Genomic DNA, 17,435 nt, shown 5'->3' on the forward strand with positions numbered 1-17,435 from the left:
CTGTTCGTAACGGAACATCGGTAGATTGTTCACGTTGGGCCGGCGACGGATCAGCCGTCGCCGGCCCGCACGACGTGGGGAGGGTCGTTGGTCGGCGCGGGTGGCAACCGCAGAGGGCTCGCGGTACGGGTCGTCTTCGCGGTCAAGCGCGGCTGGTACACGCTGCGCTATCCCCGGCTGACGCTGGGTCGGGGCGTGGAGATCCGCGGCCGGATCCGGCTGCGCCGGGGCGTACGGGTGAGCATCGGTGACCGCACCCGGATCAACAAGCTGGTCCGCTTCGCCGGTCCCGGCGAGGTGCGGGTCGGCGCCGACTGCCTGTTGAACGCCACCTGGATCGGCACCTGGACGTCGGTCACCATCGGCGACCGGTGCCTGCTCTCGGACTGCGAGCTGCTGGACAACGACTTCCACAACCTGCCCCCCGAGCAGCGGCACGACCCGCCCGTCCCGGCCACCCGCGCCCCGATCACGATCGAGGACAACGTGTGGATCGGGGCGCACGCCCTGGTGATGAAGGGCGTCCGGATCGGCCGGGACAGTGTCGTGGGCGCCGCCACGGTGGTCCGTACGGACGTGCCGCCGCGGGTCGTGGTCGCTGGAAATCCACAACAGACGGTGAAGAAGTTCAATGACTGACGCTTCCCCCGGTACCTGGGCCACGGACGTCCCCGCCAGCGGTGGCGGCACACCGGGCCGCACCGTCACGCTGACCGACCTGCTGCGCGTCCCGCTGCACCGGATCCGGCTCGTCGGGGCCGTCGCCGCGATCGGCCTGCTCGCCGCGATCGGCTACGTGGTGCTCGTACCGGCCGCCGTGTCCGCCAGCGCGGTCGTGGCGGTGCGTCCCGTCGTCACCGACGCGTTCACGCCCAGCGGCGCCGCCGCCGACCGGGCGGTGAACATGAACGTGGAGAGCGGCATCGCCACGGGCACCGACGTGGTGCAGCGGCTGGCCGACTCGGGAGACCTGGACCCGCGCGAGGTGCGCGACGCCCTCGAGGTCGAGGTGCCCACCGGCGGGCAGATCCTGCGCTTCGTCTACCAGGCCCCCACCGCGGAGCAGGCGGTCGAGGGCGTCAACCTCGCCGCCCAGGCCTACCTCGACGTGCGCCGCACGATGTACGAGAAGCAGCGCGAGGAGATGCTGCGCTCGTACGACGAGAGCATCGCCAAGGTCGCCGCCCAGCAGGCCGCCCTCCAGAAGCGGGTCAACAACGCCCGCGAGGGCACCGTCGACGCCGCGGTGACCGAGCTGACCGGCATCAACAACCAGCTCACCCAGCTCAACGCCGCCCGCACCGAGATCGCCGCCGTCGACGTCAACCCCGGCTGGGTCACCCAGAGCGCCGAGCGGGCCCTGGCCTCCACCGCCGGCAACGGCCCGCTCTACCTGCTCGCCGGCCTGCTCGGCGGGACGCTGCTCGGCGTGGTGCTGGCGTACGCCTGGGAGTCGATGGACCGGCGGATCCGGTCGGTCGACGACGGCCGGGACGCCACCGGGCTCCCGCTGCTCGGCACGGTCCGCAGCCGCCGGTGGCGCGGCGGCAAGGAGGCGGTCGACGCCGACATCCGGTACGTGGCGATGGCCATCGCCGAGCGGGTGCGCCAGCCCGCCCGGGTGTCGCTGCTGACCGCCCGCGAGGAGGACCCCACGGCCATCACCGCCGGGCTGGCGGTGGCGCTGGCGGCCGTCGGCCGGGAGGTCTTCGTCGCCGACGACAGCGGGCGCGCCGACCGGCTGCGCAGCACCGTGCTCGCCGACCGGGAGCGGCTGCCCGCCGCGGCGGACCCGTCCCGCCCGCTCGTCCCGAAGCCCCGGCCGGCCGGCTCGACGACGGACGGCAAGAGCGGCGGCACCACGGAGCCGGCCGCGGCCCGTCGCCCGTCGCCGCACCCCATCGGCGCCCGCCCGTCCACCGACCCGGACGCCACGCTGACCCTGCCCCGGGTCACCTCGACGGCGGCCGGCGAGAACGGCAAGGCGTCGAGCACCGACCCGGTGACCGTGGGCGCGGGCAGCGTCCGGTTCGGCATCTGGCGGCAGGGTGCCGACCACAGCCTGGTGCTGTTCAACGCCCCGCCGGCGGAGTCCGACGAGCGCGGGGTGGCCGTCGCCCGGCAGGGCACGGCGGTCGTGGTGGTCGAACAGGACCGGACCCGGCAGGGCGACCTGCGCCGCCTCGTGGAGCGGCTGCGCGCCGCCGGGGTCACCCCGCTCGGCTTCGTGTTGACGCGCTGCGGCCGGGGCTGATCCGTGCCGGTCACCCGCGCGCCGGCCACGACCGAGCCGGGCGGCGGCCCGGGCGCCGCCGCGCCGCTGCCGCAGCCGCCGCCCCCGCCACGGTTGCCGCTCTGGCCGCTGGCGTTGATGTTCGGCCTGGTGCCCGTGTGGTGGCTGGCCGGCGCGTTCTACCTCGGGTGGCCCCTGCTCGGGGCGCTGCTGTTCGCACTGCTGTTCATCCGGGGCCGGGTGCCGCTGCCCCCGGCCGCCGGGATCTGGCTGCTGTTCCTTGCCATCGTGGTGGTCAGCGCCACCCAGTTGCAGACACCGGCCTCCGTGCTGACGTTCGCCCTGCGGCTCGCCTTCTACCTCACCGCGCTCGTGGTGGGCGTCTACGTCTACGCGATCGCCCGGGAGCGCCCCGACCAGGTCGCCGTCCTCGTTCCGCTCTGCGCCTTCTGGTTCGGGCTGGTCGCGCTGGGCTGGCTGGGCGTGCTGGCGCCCCGGTTCGCGCTGACCACCCCGATGGAGGTGCTGCTTCCGGGCGGGGTGGCCAACACCCCGTTCATCCAGGACATGGTCCACCTCACCACCGCGGAGTACAGCGCCCGGTCGTTGAACCCGATCTACCGGCCGGCCGCGCCGTTCGCGTACACCAACAACTACGGCAGCGCGTACGCGATGACGCTGCCCTGCGTGGTGGCCTTCACCATGCTGCGCCGGCGCGGCGTGCTGCGCTGGGCGTTGCTGGCGTCGCTGCCGCTGTCGTTGGCGCCGGCCTTCCTCACGCTCAACCGGGCGATGTTCCTCAGCCTCGGCGCCGGGCTGGCGGTGCTCGGCGTCCGGGCCGCCCTGCGCGGCAACGTCCGGGTGGCCGCGTCGATCGTCGGGGTGGTGGTCACCGGTGGCCTCGTCACCCTGTTCATCCCGGTCACCCAGCTGATCGGCAACCGGGTCGAGTCCAGCGACACCAACACCGACCGGCTCTCCCTCTACGTGGAGGTGATCCGGCGGGTCCGGGAGTCGCCCTGGCTCGGCTACGGCGCGCCGGTGAACGTCGACACCGTCAGCGCCGAGGCGCCGATCGGCACCCAGGGGCAGTTGTGGATGGTGCTGTTCAGCCACGGCGTCCCCGCGCTGCTGTGCTTCCTCGCGTGGTTCGTGGTCGCCGCGCTGATCTGCGCCCGGGCCACGTCCGCCGCCGGGCAGTGGCTGGCCGTGGTGCCGGTGGTCTGCCTGGTGCAGATCCCCTTCTACGGCATGGCCAACCAGAACCTCGCGGTCGCCTTCTTCGCGGTCGCCTTCGCGATGGCGCTCACCGAGCGGGAGACGGCGGCACGACTGCACCGCCCCCGCATCCCGCGCCCGAAAGCGGTGCCCGCATGACCGCCGCCACCCGCCCGCCGTCCGGCCCCCACCAGGCCTCCGCACCCGCTGCGTCGGGGCCGGGCGGAGCGCCGCCCGGGGACGACACGGAGACCCGCCGCAGCGTCCGCAGCGGCGTGGCCGGGCTGGTCGGCGCGGCCACCAGCGGCCTCTTCGGCTTCCTGCTCGCGGTGGTCATCACCCGCGGCTACGGCACGGTCGGCTCCGGGGCGTTCTTCGCCGCGATCGGTGTGGTCACCGTCGCCACCGCCGTGTGCACCCTCGGCGCGGAGACCGGGCTGATGTGGGCGCTGCCCCGCCGGCGCCTCGGTGCGCGCGGCGACGCCGCCCGGGTGCTCCCGGTGGCGCTGGTCCCGCCGCTGCTGGTCGCGGTCGCCGTCGCCGTGGGCGGGGTGCTCGCCGCCGACGCGCTCGCCCCGCGCCTGCTCGGCGGCTCCGGCGTCGACGGCGCGGCCCTGCTGACGGCCAGCTTCGCCGCGGTGCCGGTGGTGGTGGCGATGACGCTGCTGCTCGCCGCGCTGCGCTGCGTGCGCCCGATCCGGGCGTACGTCGGGGTGCAGTTCTTCCTGCTGCCGGTGGCCCGGCCCGTGCTGGTCGGCGCGGCGGCCCTGGCCGGCGGTGGCCTGCTGGCCGGCATGACCGGCTGGCTGGTGCCGGCGGCGCTCGCCCTGCTGGCCTGCCTGACGCTGGTGGCCGGCCCGCTCGGCGTCGGCCGGGGCGCGGCGCTGCGGCCCGCGCCGGACGACTGGTCGGCGTTCTGGCGCTTCGCGCTGCCCAGGGCCGCGTCGGCCGCCATCGACGCCGGAAACATGTGGGTGGGCGTGCTGCTCACGTCGGTGCTCGCCGGGCCGGCCGACGCCGGCGTGTTCGGCGCCGTCGGGCGCTACATCCTCGCCGGCCAACTGGCCATGCAGGGGCTGCGGGTGGCGGTGTCACCGCAGCTGTCCCGGCTGCTCGGGCGCGGGGACCGGGCCGCGGCGGCGGCCGTGCACCGGCAGTTGACCACGTGGGGGCTGGTGCTGTCCTGGCCGGTCTACCTGCTGCTCGCCGTCTTCGGGCTGGCCTTCCTCCAGCTCTTCGGGCCCGAGTTCACCGCCGGCGCCCCCGCGATGACCGTGCTCGCGCTGGCCATGCTGGTCAACACCGGGGTCGGCAACGTGCAGAGCCTGCTGCTGATGGGCGGGCGCAGCGGGCTGCACCTGGCCGCCACGCTGGCCGGGCTGCTGGTCACGGTCTCCCTCGGCCTGTGGCTGATCCCGGCGCACGGCGCGACGGGGGCGGCGCTGGCCTGGGCGCTCGGCATCGCCACCGAGAACCTCACGGCGGTCGGCTGCGCCCGGGCCGTGGTCGGCCAGCCGCTGGTCGACGCGGCGATGCTGCGGGCCGGGGCGGCCACCGTCGTCGGGGTCGGGGCCGCGGCGGGGATCGGGGTGCTGGCCGGCGGCCGGGGGATCGGCGGCCTGGCCGTGGCCCTGGGCGTGCTGGCCGCCGGCTGCGTCGGCTTGTTGACGTTGCCCCGGGTGCGGCACCGCATCCGGGTGACCATGGTGCAGGTTCGTGGGCGGCAGGAGGCGGCCCCGGCCGCCACCGGGCGCGCCCCGGAGGAATCGAAGGGCAGGTGAGGTCGTCGTGCCGTCCATCCGAGACCGGGTGAAGCAGCTCGTACCGACCCAGGTGACGGAGCGGGTGCGGGAGTCGCTCGTCGACTACGGGGTACGGACCAGCGACCGGCGACCGCTGCCGGACTTCCTCATCATCGGCACCAAGCGGGGCGGCACCACCTCGCTGTGGAACTACCTGATCCAGCACCCGCTGGTGCCCCGGCTCTTCCCGGCCTGGAACACCAAGTCCTCGCACTACTTCGAGGAGCACTGGCGTCGGGGCGAGGCCTGGTACCGCTCGCACTTCCCCACCCAGCGCCACCGGGAGGCGCTGGAGAAGCGGCACGGCGGGCCGGTACGCGTCGGCGAGGCGGCACCGCTGTACATGTTCCACCCCCTCGCGGCGCAGCGGGTCGCGGCGCTGATGCCGTCGGTGCGGCTGATCGTGCTGCTGCGCGACCCGGTGGAGCGGGCGTACTCGCACTGGAAGGAGCGGCGCACGCACGGCATCGAGCCGCTCGACTTCGCCGCCGCGCTGGCCGCCGAGCAGGAGCGTACGGCGGGGGAGCGGGAGCGGCTGATCGCCGAGCCGGAGTACTTCAGCGAGCCGTACGACTGGTACACCTACCGGGCCCGGGGCCGCTACCTGGAGCACCTGGAGCCGTGGCTGGAGCGCTTCGACCGGCAGCAGATCCTCTTCCTGCCCAGCGAGGACCTCTACCGCGACGCCCGGTCCACCTACCGCCGGACGCTGGACTTCCTCGGCCTGCCCCCGCACGACCTGCCCGACTTCAAGGTCTACAACGACCGCCGCTCGTCGCCGCTGGAGCCGGCGGTGCGCGCCGAGCTGACCGAGTACTACCGCCCGTACAACGACGCGTTGCGGCAGCGGTTGGGGCTGGAGCTCGACTGGCCGGACCAGGCCCCGTGACGGCGCGGGCCACCGCCGCCGACCCGCGCTCGCGCACCGACGGGCTGGGCTGGGTCACCCGGGCGGTGTTCGGCGACGAGCGGATCGCCCTGACCGTGGGTGCCCCGCCGCCGCCCGGGCACCGCGCCGTCGCCCGGTACGCCGTCGTCCCGTCGCTCGCCCGGGCACGCTTCCTGCTGCCGCTCGGCGCGCCCCGGGCCACGGCCGCCTCGCTGCTGGCGTACAACGCGCTGCGCCCGCCGAAGGTGCGGGCCGTGCGGGCCGGGCTCGGCACGCTGGCGCGGGTCGGCGCGGTCGACCTGGCTCCGTTCCCCCGGCTGACGGTGTCGCTGCCCGAGGGCGTCGCGGCCGACGAGGCGCTGCTGGCCGGGCGGCTGGGCGCCGCGCTCGGGAGACCGGCGGTGTACGCGGCCTGCGGGGTCCGCCCGCCGGACCCGAACCACAAGCCCACCCTGCAACTGTTCGGCCCGGACGGCCGGGCCCTCGGCTACGCGAAGATCGGCTGGAACGGGGCGACCCGGGCGCTGGTGACCGCCGAGGCGGCGGCCCTGCGGGAGTTGCCGGCGCTGACCGGCGTGCCCGACCATCCGGCGGCGCCCCGACTGCTGGCCGAGACGACGGCCGCCGGGCAGGTCGTCGCGCTGGTCGAGCCGCTGCCACCGGCCGTGCGGGGCGTGTCGACCGGCGAACCGCCGCGGATCGCGGCCCTGCTGGCCGTGGCCCGCCGGGGCCGCCCGCCGGCGCCACCGCGCCCCGTGGCCGGGTCGGCGTTCCTGGCCCGGCTCGCCGCCGAGGCCGGGCGCGCCGCCGCCGGCACGCCGGACGGGGCCCGGGCGGTCGCCGCCGTCGCCGCCCTGACCGGCCGGCACGGCGACACGACCGTCGAGTTCGGGCACTGGCACGGCGACTGGGTGCCCTGGAACCTCGGCGTGCACGCCGGCCGCCTCGTCGCCTGGGACTGGGAGCACAGCGGTCCGGACGTGCCGCTCGGCTTCGACCTGGCGCACGACGCGTTCCAGCGGGCCCTGGTGCTGCGGGGCGAGCCGGCCGCGGCGGCGGCGCGGGCCGTCGACGCCCACCTCGACCGGTACGGCACCGACCTCGGGCTCGGGCCGGCGGCCCGGCGGCTGGTGGCCGACGCCTACCTGCTGGAGATGTGGCTGCGCACCTGGCGCCTCGCCGACGCGGGCGCGGGCTGGAACGCGGCGCTGCATCCCGCCCTGCTGGACGTCATCGAGAAACGACATAGCGGCTGATCCACCGAAAACGCCGGAGCCTGCGGGCCACCGTCGACTCCGGATAGTGACGAAGAAACTCCAGGTCGTGACGACCGTCGATACCGATGGTCGCCGCGGCGCACCCGATCCGCCACCCGCGGAGATCGATCTGTCGCCCGGTCGCCCTATTTCACCAGCCGGGGGACGTGTGATCTGCTGTCGCGTGGCGACCACCGAACATCCAAGCGAACTTGTGGGGAGTCGCGTGGAAACGACGACCGAGGATGCCGGCGAGCCCGGAGTCCTGCTCCTGGTGGGCTCCAGCGGCGGCCACCTGGCCCAACTGCTCGCCCTGCGCCCGTGGTACGAACGCTGGCGGCGGTGCTGGGTCACCTTCGACACACCCGAGGCGCTCTCGCTGCTGGCCGGCGAGGAACTCGTCCCGGCGCACCACCCGACCACCCGCAACGTGCCGAACCTGCTGCGCAACGCCGTACTCGCCTGGCGGGTGCTGCGGTCGCGCCGGGTCGCCGCGGTGGTGACCACCGGCGCCGGGGTGGCCGTCCCGTTCGTGGTGCTGGCCCGGCTCCGGCGCGTGCCGACCGTCTACATCGAGGTGTACGACCGCATCGACACCCCGACCCTGACCGCCCGGCTCTGCCGGCCGTTCCTCTCCGCGATGCTCGTGCAGTGGGACGAGCAGCGCCGCCAGTACCCGGAGGCCACCGTCGTGGGGACCCTGCTGTGAGCGCCGAGAGCACCGGAACCACCCCCGTCCACCGCGTCGCCCCCGGCCGTCCCCGGCCCGCGCCCGCCACCCGGGTGCCCCGGCCGCGCGACTCCGGCAGCCTCGCGCAGGCCCGGCTGCTGGTCGCCGTCGGCACCGACAAGCACCCGTTCGACCGCCTGGTCGGCTGGCTGGAGGAGTGGCATCCCGCCGTCGCCGAGGACGTCGGGCTGACCGTCCAGCACGGACACACCCGGGCCCCCGGGGTGCCCGGGGCGATGCCCTTCCTCGGTCACGACGAGCTGCAGACGGCGATGGCCGAGGCCGACCTCGTGGTCTGCCACGGCGGCCCGGCCACCATCCTGGAGGCCCGCCGGCACGGTCACCTGCCGATCGTCGTCCCACGGGATCCGACCCGGGGCGAACACGTCGACGACCACCAGCAGTTGTTCGCCCGTCGCCTGGGCGCGGCCGGCATGGTGGCGCTGGCCGAGACCCGGGAGGCGCTGTTCGAGGCGCTCACCGCAGGCCTCGCCGACCCGTCGCGGTTCGCCGTCGCGGCCGACCCGGACGCGTCCCGGGCGCGCCGCGCGGCGGTCGAGCAGGTGGGACGGATCGTGGAGGACCTGGTGGCCGCGTCGACCGGACGACGGCAGCGGACGAGGTGGCGGCCGTGGGCACGGCCGGCCCGGAACGGAGAGCGGCGATGACCGAACACCCGAGCGTGAGCGCGGTGGTGCCCACCCGGGACCGCCCGGAGCTGCTCCGGGCCGCCGTACGCGCCATCCTCGACCAGGACCACCCCGGCCCGATCGAGGTGGTGGTGGTCTACGACCAGTCCGAGCCGGACGCCTCGCTGGCCGAGCTGTCCCGCCCGGACCGGCTGGTCCGGGTCATCCGCAACGAGCGCGCCCCCGGCCTGGCCGGCGCCCGCAACTCGGGCGTCCTGGCGGCCACCGGCGAGCTCGTCGCGTTCTGCGACGACGACGACGAGTGGCTGCCCGGCAAGCTGCGGGCCCAGGTCGAGGCGCTCGCCGCCCACCCCGACGCGGAGTTCGTCAGCTGCGGCATCCGGGTCAGCTACGACGGGCACACCGTCGACCGGGCACTGCCGAAGGACTCCGTCACCCTGGCCGACCTGCTGCGGGACCGGATGACGGAGCTGCACCCGTCGACCTTCCTGATCCGCGCTGCCGCGCTGCGCGACGGGTTCGGGCTGGTCGACGAGGAGATCCCGGGCAGCTACGCGGAGGACTACGAGTTCCTGCTGCGGGCCGCCCGCAGCGCGCCGCTGGTCAACCTGCGCACGCCGTACGTGCTGGTGCGCTGGCACAAGCGGTCCTACTTCGCGCAGCGCTGGGACACCATCTCCGAGGCGTTGCAGTGGCTGCTGGAGCGGTACCCGGAGTTCGGCACCCAGCCGGCCGGCGAGGCGCGGGTCACCGGGCAGATCGCCTTCGCCCGTGCCGCGTCCGGCGACCGGCGGGGCGCGATGCGCTGGGCCCGGCACACCATCCGGCGCAACCCGCGCGAGCCGAGGGCGTACCTGGCCCTCGCCGTCGCCGGGCGGATGGTCCGCGCCGACGCGGTGCTGCGTACCCTGCACAAACGCGGCCGGGGCATCTGAGCCCGCGCCGCCCGGGATCGCCCCTGGGCACGGACCTCGCGGCCTCCGGGGCCGCGCGGGTCCTACCGGTGGGTGTGCCCGGGCGGCGGGCCACCCGGCGGTCGCGGCGGGGCCGTCGGTTGGCCGTGCCGCGTCCGCAGGGCGGGACGCGGCGGGCACCGCACGGCGGCGGCCACCGGGCGTGACAGACTGACCGCTGTGTTGCGCTGGTTGACTGCAGGGGAATCGCACGGTCCCGCCCTCGTCGCGATGCTCGAGGGCGTGCCCGCCGGCGTCGAGGTGACCACCGGGGACATCGCCGGTGAGCTGGCCCGGCGCCGGCTCGGCTACGGCCGGGGTGCGCGGATGTCGTTCGAGCAGGACGAGGTGGAGGTCATCGGCGGGCTGCGGCACGGGGCGACCCTCGGCAGCCCGGTCGCGATCCGCGTCGGCAACTCCGAGTGGCCCAAGTGGCGCACCGTGATGGCCGCCGACCCGGTCGACGCGGAGGAACTGGCCAGCCAGGCCCGCAACGCGCCGCTCACCCGCCCCCGCCCGGGGCACGCCGACCTGGCCGGCATGCAGAAGTACGGCCACACCGACGCCCGGCCGATCCTGGAGCGGGCCAGCGCGCGGGAGACCGCCGCCCGGGTCGCCGTCGGCACGGTCGCCAAGGCGCTGCTCCGGCAGGCCCTCGGCATCGAGATCGTCTCGCACGTGGTGGAGCTGGGCCCGGTCGCCGCCAAGCCCGGGCTGCGCCCCACGCCCGCCGACGCCGACCGCATCGACGCGGACCCGCTGCGCTGCCTCGACCCGGAGGCCAGCGCCCGGATGGTCGCCGAGGTCGACGCCGCGAAGAAGGCCGCCGACACCCTGGGTGGCGTGGTCGAGGTGCTGGCGTACGGGGTGCCGCCGGGCCTGGGCAGCCACGTGCAGTGGGACCGCAAGCTCGACGCCCGGCTCGCGACCGCCCTCATGTCGATCCAGGCCATCAAGGGCGTGGAGATCGGCGACGGCTGGCAGCAGGCGCGCTCGCGTGGCTCCGAGGCGCACGACGAGATCATCCCCACCGCCACCGGCGTACGCCGGGTCACCGACCGGGCCGGCGGGCTGGAGGGCGGCATCACCACCGGCGAGCCGCTGCGGGTGAAGGCCGCGATGAAGCCGATCTCGTCGCTGAACCGGGCACTGGCGACGGTGGACGTCACCACCGGCGAGCCGGCCACCGCGATCAACCAGCGCTCGGACGTCTGCGCCGTGCCCGCCGCCGCCGTCGTCGCCGAGGCGATGGTGGCGCTGGTGCTGGCGGAGGCCGCCACCGAGAAGTTCGGCGGCGACTCGGTCGCCGAGATCCGCCGCAACCTGGCCAGCTACCTCGACGCCCTGGTGATCCGGTGAGCGCGGTTCGGCGGGCGGGGCGCGCGGCGGTTCGGCGGTGCCGCTGATGGCGCCGGTCTGCGTACTGGTGGGGGCGCCCGGCTCGGGCAAGACCACCGTCGGGCTGGCGCTGGCCGAGCTGCTCGGCGTGGAGTTCCGCGACACCGACCTGGACATCGTGCGCCTGGCCGGCAAGCCGATCTCCGAGATCTTCATCGACGAGGGTGAGGACCACTTCCGTACCCTCGAACGGGCGGCCGTGGCAGCGGGGCTGGCCTCGTGCGAGGGCGTGCTCGCCCTCGGCGGCGGCGCGATCCTCGCCGAGGAGAACCGCGCGGCCCTGGTCGGGCACCCCGTGGTCCACCTCTCCGTGGAGCTGTCCGACGCGGTGAAGCGGGTCGGGCTCGGCGGGGGCCGCCCCCTGCTGGCGATCAACCCCCGGGCGACGCTGAAGTACCTGCTGGACCAGCGCCGTCCCCTCTACGCCGAGGTGGCCACCGCCACGGTCGTCACCGACGGGCGGGAACCGGCGGAGATCGCCGCCGAGATCGCCGCGCTCCTCAAGCGCTGAGCCCCGCACCGCCGCGGGCCCCGGGACCCCGGCGGCCGTGTCACTCGCGGGCGATGTCGTCGAGCACGTCGGCCAGTCCCTTCGGCTCGCTGAGCAGTGGCCAGTGGCCGGTGGGCAGCGCGTACAGCCGGCCGCCGGCCAGCCCGGCGAAGAACGGGTGGCCCTGCGCGATCATGTCCTCGACCACCGCGAGCGGGAAGGTGCTCGCCACCAGGGCCGTCGGCACCGCGCGCCCACCGGTGCGGCGCACCGGGTCGGTGGCGGCGCGCAGCGGGTGGGCGGTGGCCCGCCGCCGCAGCAGCGCGAGTGCGGCCGGGTCCAGCCCGGCCAGGTTCTGCGGGTCCTGGGCCGGGTCGAACGCGGGCGGCGGCAGCAGGTGCCCGTCGCCGATCTCGGCGCGCAGCCGCTCCTGCTCCTCGGGCGGGTTGCTGTCGAACTGCGACATGCCGTCGGGCATCGGCCCGCTCTCCACGTAGACCACCCGGGCGATCCGCTCGCCGAGGCGGTCCGCCGCCTGGGTCACCGGCAGCCCGCCGCCGGAGTGGCCCACCAGCACGACGTCGTGCAGCTCCTCCACCTCGATCAACCGGACGATGTCGGTCGTGTGTGTCTCCAGGCCGACCTCCGGGCCGGCGAGGTGGGCGCGCTCGGCCACCCCGGTCAGCGTCACCGGGTGCACCTCGTGGCCCTGCCCGCGCAGCGCCGCGGTCACGTCGCGCCACGCCCAACCGCCCAGCCAGAACCCCGGCACCAGCACGAACGTCGCCATCGCGGCCTCCCTCTCTCGTCGTCCGCGACCACCGTACGATCGAATCCGGACGCTTTCCGCCCGCTTTGAAGGAGTGGTCCGTGTCGCATCCCGCCGCCCGGGTGCTCGGCATGCTCGAACTGCTCCAGAGCCACCACCGGCTCACCGGGGCGGAGCTGGCCCGCCGGCTGGGGGTGGACGGGCGCACGGTGCGCCGCTACGCCGCGACCCTGGCCGAGCTGGGCATCCCGGTCGCTGCCGAGCGGGGCCGCCACGGCGGCTACCGGCTGCGCCCCGGCTACAAGCTGCCGCCGCTGATGCTCACCGACGACGAGGCCGTCGCCGTGCTGCTCGGTCTGGTCGCCGCCGAGCGGCTCGGGCTGGGCACCGAAGAACCGGCGACCGCGACCGCGCTGGCCAAGATCCGCAGGGTGCTCCCGCCCACGCTCAGTGACCGCCTCGCGGCGGTGCAGGAACACCTCGGCTTCACCCTGCGGCGATCGGCGCCGCAGCCGCGGCCGGCGACCGGGACGCTGCTCACCCTCGGCGCCGCCGCTCGGCACCGGCGCCGGGTACGGCTGGAGCACCGTTCCTCTTCCGGCACGGTGACCCGCCGGGAGCTCGACCCGTACGGGCTGGTCTTCCACTCCGGCCGCTGGTACGTCACGGGCCACGATCACCTGCGCGGGGAGGTGCGCACGTTCCGGCTGGACCGGATCGGGGAGGTGCTGCCGGGGGAGGAGACCTTCACCGTGCCCGCTGGCTTCGACCCGGTCGCCCAGGTGACCCGCTCGCTGGCCCGCGTCCCGTACGCCCACGACGTCGAGGTGCTGCTCGAGGCCGACCTGGCCGCCGCGCGACGCCGCCTGCCGCCCAGCGTGGCCGAGCTGAGCGCGACCGACGGCGGCGTACTACTGCGCGCCCGCGCGGAGAGCCTGGCCGGGATGGCCCATCTGCTCGCGGGGCTGGGCTGGCCGTTCACCGTCGTACGCCCCGAGGCCCTGCGCGCCGAGGTCGCCGCGCACGCTCGAGGGCTGGCCGCGTGGGCGGCCCGGGCGCCCGGGTGATCCCGCCCCGGGGGCGGCCCGCGCGGTCCCGCCCCGGCGCGGGAACGGGTGGCCACGAAGTGGACAGTTCCCCCCTCGGATCGGGCGGCTGGACTAGGCTGCCGGCGATGGACGAGGTGACCCGGATCCCGGTCGGCGGCGAGCGCCCGTACGACGTGCTGGTGGGACGCGACCTGCTCGACGCGCTGCCCGGGCTGCTGCCGGACGCGACCCGGGTGGCCGTGCTGCACGCGCACCCACTGAAGGAACTGGCGGACGCGATCGGCGGGCGGCTGCGCGCCGCCGGCGTCGCACCGCTGCTGATCGAGGTGCCGGACGCCGAGGCGGGCAAGCGCATCGACGTGGCGGCGACCTGCTGGGACCGGCTGGGCGAGGCGGGTTTCACCCGTACCGACGCGGTGGTGGGCGTCGGTGGCGGCGCGGTGACCGACCTGGCCGGCTTCGTCGCGGCCTGCTGGCTGCGGGGGGTGCGCTGGGTTCCGGTGGCGACCTCGCTGTTGGGCATGGTCGACGCGGCGGTGGGCGGCAAGACCGGGATCAACACCGCCGCCGGCAAGAACCTGGTCGGGGCGTTCCACCCGCCGGTCGGCGTCCTCGCCGACCTGACGACGCTGGACAGCCTCCCGCAGGCCGACCTCGCCGCCGGTCTGGCCGAGGTGGTCAAGTGCGGCTTCATCGCCGACCCGGTGATCCTCGACCTGGTGGAGCGGGACCGGGCGGCGGCCACCGACCCGACCGGCCCGGTGACCCGCGAGCTGATCGAGCGGGCGATCCGGGTGAAGTCCGACGTGGTCTCGGGCGACCTGCGTGAGTCGGGCGTGCGGGAGGTGCTCAACTACGGTCACACCCTGGCCCACGCCATCGAGAAGGCGGAGGACTACCGCTGGCGGCACGGCCACGCGGTGTCGGTCGGCGTCGTCTACGCCGGTGAGTTGGCCCGACTGGCCGGGCGGCTGGACGCCCCCACCGCCGAGCGGCACCGGACGGCCATGGCGGCGCTCGGCCTGCCCACCAGCTATCCCGCGCAGGCCTGGCCCGGACTGCTCGCCACGATGCGGGTGGACAAGAAGGCCCGGGGCAACCAGCTGCGTTTCGTCGTGCTGGACGGGCTGGCCCGGCCGGCGATCCTGGAGGGCCCGGACGACGAGCTGCTGGAGGCGGCCTACCGCGAGGTGGCCGCGTGAAGGTCCACGTGCTGAACGGCCCGAACCTGGGCCGGCTCGGCACCCGGCAGCCGGACGTCTACGGGGCGACCAGCTACGCGGACCTGGTGGCGCTCTGCGAGTCGACCGGGCGGGAGCTGGGCCTGGACGTGACGGTCCGGCAGACCGACGCCGAGCACGAGCTGCTGGGCTGGCTGCACGCCGCCGCCGCCGAGGGCACCGCAGTGGTCCTCAACCCCGCCGCCTGGTCGCACTACTCGTACGCGGTCCGGGACGCCTGCGCCATGCTGCGCGGGCCGCTGGTCGAGGTGCACATCTCCAACATCCACGCCCGCGAGGAGTTCCGGCACCACTCCGTGGTGTCGGCGGTGGCGACCGGGGTGATCTGCGGCCTCGGCGTCGACGGCTACCGCCTGGCCCTGCACCACCTGGCCGCCCAGATCCGCTGACCCCCGGTTGCCCTCCCCGCTCCCGCCCGTCCCGCTCGCCCGCACTGCCCGTCCCGCCCGTCCCGCCCGTCCCGCCCGTCGCGTGCGGGAGCGGCGAGATGAGTGCCGGTGGCGCGCTCTGCGCTCCAGCCGTCGTGACGGTGAGTGACATCTCCCTTCGTTACTGCCGGTTACCGCCGCTGCGGCTCGTGCTCCCTGCCCCTCCGGCGCTTTGCTCTGCATCCGAATTCGCACCACCGGTCTGAGCTGGGATTTCTTGTCGACGGCGAATCGCTGCCGGAGGCGACAAAGTGACCATGCGTAACTGGTGCCTCCATGGGTGCAGAGCAAAGGGAGCGTGGAGGGGTTCTGCTGGGGAGCGTGGCGGCTTACGGAGTGTGAGCGCCGACGTGGGTTGTCGCCGGTAACCCCGCAAGGTGGCTGGGCCGGCGCGGTGACGGTGGGGCGCGGCGGAAGGCGTCGCGAGCGGGCGGCGAGCGGGCGGCGGGAGAGTGGCGGAAGGGAGGTGGAAGGGCGGCGGGAAGCGGCGGACAGCGGCGTTCGACGCAACTAGTAGACTTGCCAGGTCTGTCCGCCAATTGATGATCAAGGCAGGAAATGGCCACCACCAACGACCTGAAGAACGGCCTGGTACTCAACCTCGACGGAGAGCTTTGGGCCGTCGTCGAGTTCCAGCACGTCAAGCCCGGTAAGGGTGGTGCGTTCGTGCGTACCACGCTGAAGAACGTGCTGTCCGGCAAGGTGGTCGACAAGACCTTCAACGCGGGCACCAAGGTCGAGACCGCGACCGTGGACAAGCGCACCATGCAGTACCTCTACGCCGACGGCGAGGACTACGTCTTCATGGACCTGGAGACGTTCGACCAGATCAACGTGCCGGGTGCCACCGTCGGTGACGCGGCGAACTACCTGCTGCCCGAGGCTGAGGCGACCGTGGCCACCCACGAGGGTGTCCCGCTCTACATCGAGCTTCCGACCAGCGTCGTGCTGGAAGTCACCTACACCGAGCCGGGCCTGCAGGGCGACCGGTCGACCGGCGGCAACAAGCCGGCCACCGTCGAGACCGACGCGACGGTCCAGGTGCCGCTCTTCATCACCACCGGCGAGAAGATCAAGGTCGACACCCGCGACGGCCGTTACCTCGGCCGCGCCTGATGGCCGAGGGTCCCAAGCAGCAGATGCCTGCGCGCCGCAAGGCGCGTAAGCGGGCGCTGGACGTGCTCTTCGAGGCCGACCTGCGGGACCGCCCGCCGGTCGAGGTGCTCGCCGGCTACATCGAGCGGATCGAGAAGCCCCGACCCGAGCACCTGGGATACGCGGTGAGCCTCGTCGAGGGCGTCGCCGCCCACCTCGACCGGATCGACGAGGTGATCGCCAGCTACGCCGAGGGGTGGACGCTGGACCGGATGCCGGCGGTCGACCGCAACCTCGCCCGGATCGCGGTCTACGAGCTGCTCTACGTCGACGAGATCGACGACGCGGTGGCCATCAGCGAGGCCGTCGAACTGGCCCGGCAGATGTCGACCGACGACTCGCCGCGCTTCCTCAACGGCATCCTCGGCCGCATCGCCGAGTACGCCACCCGCTGACGCGGCGCACGTCACACCCGGGCGTGCGTCACAGCCGGCCTGCTCAACAGGCGGGACGCGACACGAACGACGACGAGAGGGGCCCGTGCCGTCCGGCACGGGCCCCTCTCGCGTTCCTGGTCAGCTGGCGAAGAACGCCCGCGGGTCGGCGACCAGCACGCCGTGCTCGGTGAGCCGCTCGATCAGGCCGGACGGCGAGGCGTCGTACACGATCGCGAGCGCGCGCAGGTCGTCGGCGCGGATGGAGAGCACGCGGCCGTTGTAGTCACCGCGCTGCTGCTGGATCGCACGCGCGTACCGGGCGACGTAGGCGAGGTCCTCGGAGGCCTCGTCGTAGAGCCGCTCCAGGTCCAGGACGATCTTGCTGGTGGGCTCGTGGCGAACCCCGCTGCCGTCGGGCAGCAGCTCCGAGACGGGAACACGGTAGAAGTCGGCAAGCTCGGCCAGGCGCGACACCGTGACGGCGCGGTCGCCGCGCTCGTAGGAGCCGACCACCACCGCCTTCCACCGCCCGTTCGACTTCTCCTCCACGCCCTGCAGGGACAGGCCCTGCTGCTGACGGATGGAGCGCAGGCGGGCGCCCAGAGACTTGGCGTATTCAGAGGGCATTAAACACTCCCAGTGCTGCTCGGGGTTCTCCCAGGGGTCGCTACGGAGCGTGACGGTACGGGGATTGGTACAACTGGTCAAGTGGTCGTGACCTTACCGTTGGGATCACCGGGGGAGTTGTCCCCATTTCGCCGGGCTGACCAGGGGGTCAGTGGCCGGCGACGGTCAGT

The 17,435-nt window shown here is 74.6% G+C and carries 18 protein-coding genes; 16 read left to right on the forward strand and 2 right to left on the reverse strand.

The annotated features are described in order from the left end of the window. Window positions 1-87: 87 nt before the first annotated feature. From OG989_RS18180 to OG989_RS18230, 11 genes are all read left to right on the forward strand, one after another. Window positions 88-639 carry an acyltransferase gene (locus tag OG989_RS18180; RefSeq protein WP_327027730.1) on the forward strand — a complete coding sequence of 184 codons (552 nt, stop codon included), beginning with the start codon at window positions 88-90 and terminating at the stop codon, window positions 637-639. Continuing rightward, window positions 632-2,254 (forward strand): lipopolysaccharide biosynthesis protein, encoded by a 1,623-nt coding sequence (locus OG989_RS18185; protein ID WP_151456035.1) that lies wholly within the window; start codon window positions 632-634, stop codon window positions 2,252-2,254. Before OG989_RS18180 ends, OG989_RS18185 begins: the two co-directional genes overlap by 8 nt. Window positions 2,255-2,371: 117 nt before the next feature. Then, the gene (locus tag OG989_RS18190) at window positions 2,372-3,610 is read left to right on the forward strand and encodes an O-antigen ligase family protein (protein WP_425857772.1); all 1,239 of its coding nucleotides are present in this window, start codon (window positions 2,372-2,374) and stop codon (window positions 3,608-3,610) included. Then, on the forward strand, window positions 3,607-5,232 hold the full coding sequence (locus OG989_RS18195; RefSeq protein WP_327027732.1) for a lipopolysaccharide biosynthesis protein: 1,626 nt from the start codon (window positions 3,607-3,609) through the stop codon (window positions 5,230-5,232). Before OG989_RS18190 ends, OG989_RS18195 begins: the two co-directional genes overlap by 4 nt. A gap of 7 nt (window positions 5,233-5,239) precedes the next feature. Next, window positions 5,240-6,142 (forward strand): sulfotransferase domain-containing protein, encoded by a 903-nt coding sequence (locus OG989_RS18200; protein WP_151457568.1) that lies wholly within the window; start codon window positions 5,240-5,242, stop codon window positions 6,140-6,142. Beyond that, window positions 6,139-7,398, forward strand: coding sequence for a hypothetical protein (locus OG989_RS18205; protein ID WP_327027734.1), 1,260 nt, complete (start codon window positions 6,139-6,141; stop codon window positions 7,396-7,398). Before OG989_RS18200 ends, OG989_RS18205 begins: the two co-directional genes overlap by 4 nt. Before the next feature lie 226 nt (window positions 7,399-7,624). Then, complete coding sequence (locus OG989_RS18210) at window positions 7,625-8,107, forward strand: UDP-N-acetylglucosamine--LPS N-acetylglucosamine transferase (RefSeq protein ID WP_121395268.1); 483 nt, start codon at window positions 7,625-7,627, stop codon at window positions 8,105-8,107. Window positions 8,108-8,181: 74 nt separating this feature from the next. Beyond that, on the forward strand, window positions 8,182-8,796 hold the full coding sequence (locus tag OG989_RS18215; protein WP_151457206.1) for a glycosyltransferase: 615 nt from the start codon (window positions 8,182-8,184) through the stop codon (window positions 8,794-8,796). Beyond that, window positions 8,793-9,713, forward strand: coding sequence for a glycosyltransferase family 2 protein (locus OG989_RS18220; protein WP_151457204.1), 921 nt, complete (start codon window positions 8,793-8,795; stop codon window positions 9,711-9,713). Before OG989_RS18215 ends, OG989_RS18220 begins: the two co-directional genes overlap by 4 nt. Window positions 9,714-9,911: 198 nt before the next feature. Further along, on the forward strand, window positions 9,912-11,090 hold the full coding sequence (gene aroC, locus OG989_RS18225) for a chorismate synthase (RefSeq protein WP_327027737.1): 1,179 nt from the start codon (window positions 9,912-9,914) through the stop codon (window positions 11,088-11,090). Window positions 11,091-11,136: 46 nt separating this feature from the next. Then, a complete protein-coding gene (locus OG989_RS18230) occupies window positions 11,137-11,640 on the forward strand; it encodes a shikimate kinase (RefSeq protein ID WP_327031192.1) in 504 nt (167 codons plus the stop codon). Window positions 11,641-11,680: 40 nt separating this feature from the next. On the opposite strand, the gene OG989_RS18235 is transcribed toward OG989_RS18230, so the two are convergent. Next, window positions 11,681-12,409, reverse strand: a complete 729-nt coding sequence (locus OG989_RS18235; protein ID WP_327027738.1) for an alpha/beta fold hydrolase — start codon at window positions 12,407-12,409, stop codon at window positions 11,681-11,683. Between the two features lie 80 nt (window positions 12,410-12,489). Here OG989_RS18235 and OG989_RS18240 point away from each other — a divergent pair, with 80 nt between their 5' ends. The 5 genes from OG989_RS18240 (at window position 12,490) to nusB (ending at window position 16,656) form a co-directional block, all read left to right on the forward strand. Further along, on the forward strand, window positions 12,490-13,455 hold the full coding sequence (locus OG989_RS18240; RefSeq protein WP_327027739.1) for a helix-turn-helix transcriptional regulator: 966 nt from the start codon (window positions 12,490-12,492) through the stop codon (window positions 13,453-13,455). Between the two features lie 107 nt (window positions 13,456-13,562). After that, complete coding sequence (gene aroB / locus OG989_RS18245; RefSeq protein WP_151457200.1) at window positions 13,563-14,639, forward strand: 3-dehydroquinate synthase; 1,077 nt, start codon at window positions 13,563-13,565, stop codon at window positions 14,637-14,639. Next, window positions 14,636-15,067 carry a type II 3-dehydroquinate dehydratase gene (aroQ, locus tag OG989_RS18250; RefSeq protein WP_327027740.1) on the forward strand — a complete coding sequence of 144 codons (432 nt, stop codon included), beginning with the start codon at window positions 14,636-14,638 and terminating at the stop codon, window positions 15,065-15,067. Before aroB ends, aroQ begins: the two co-directional genes overlap by 4 nt. Before the next feature lie 597 nt (window positions 15,068-15,664). Further along, window positions 15,665-16,222 carry an elongation factor P gene (gene efp / locus OG989_RS18255; RefSeq protein ID WP_132240163.1) on the forward strand — a complete coding sequence of 186 codons (558 nt, stop codon included), beginning with the start codon at window positions 15,665-15,667 and terminating at the stop codon, window positions 16,220-16,222. A 23-nt stretch (window positions 16,223-16,245) separates the two neighbouring features. Continuing rightward, window positions 16,246-16,656: a transcription antitermination factor NusB gene (gene nusB, locus OG989_RS18260; RefSeq protein WP_172896683.1), complete on the forward strand. Its 411-nt coding sequence runs from the start codon at window positions 16,246-16,248 to the stop codon at window positions 16,654-16,656. Window positions 16,657-16,776: 120 nt separating this feature from the next. Here the strand turns inward: nusB and bldD are convergent, their stop codons facing one another. Beyond that, window positions 16,777-17,265, reverse strand: a complete 489-nt coding sequence (bldD, locus tag OG989_RS18265) for a transcriptional regulator BldD (protein WP_013285505.1) — start codon at window positions 17,263-17,265, stop codon at window positions 16,777-16,779. Between the last annotated feature and the right edge of the window lie 170 nt (window positions 17,266-17,435).

Source organism: Micromonospora sp. NBC_01740 (assembly GCF_035920365.1).
GTDB classification, from domain to species: domain Bacteria; phylum Actinomycetota; class Actinomycetes; order Mycobacteriales; family Micromonosporaceae; genus Micromonospora; species Micromonospora reichwaldensis.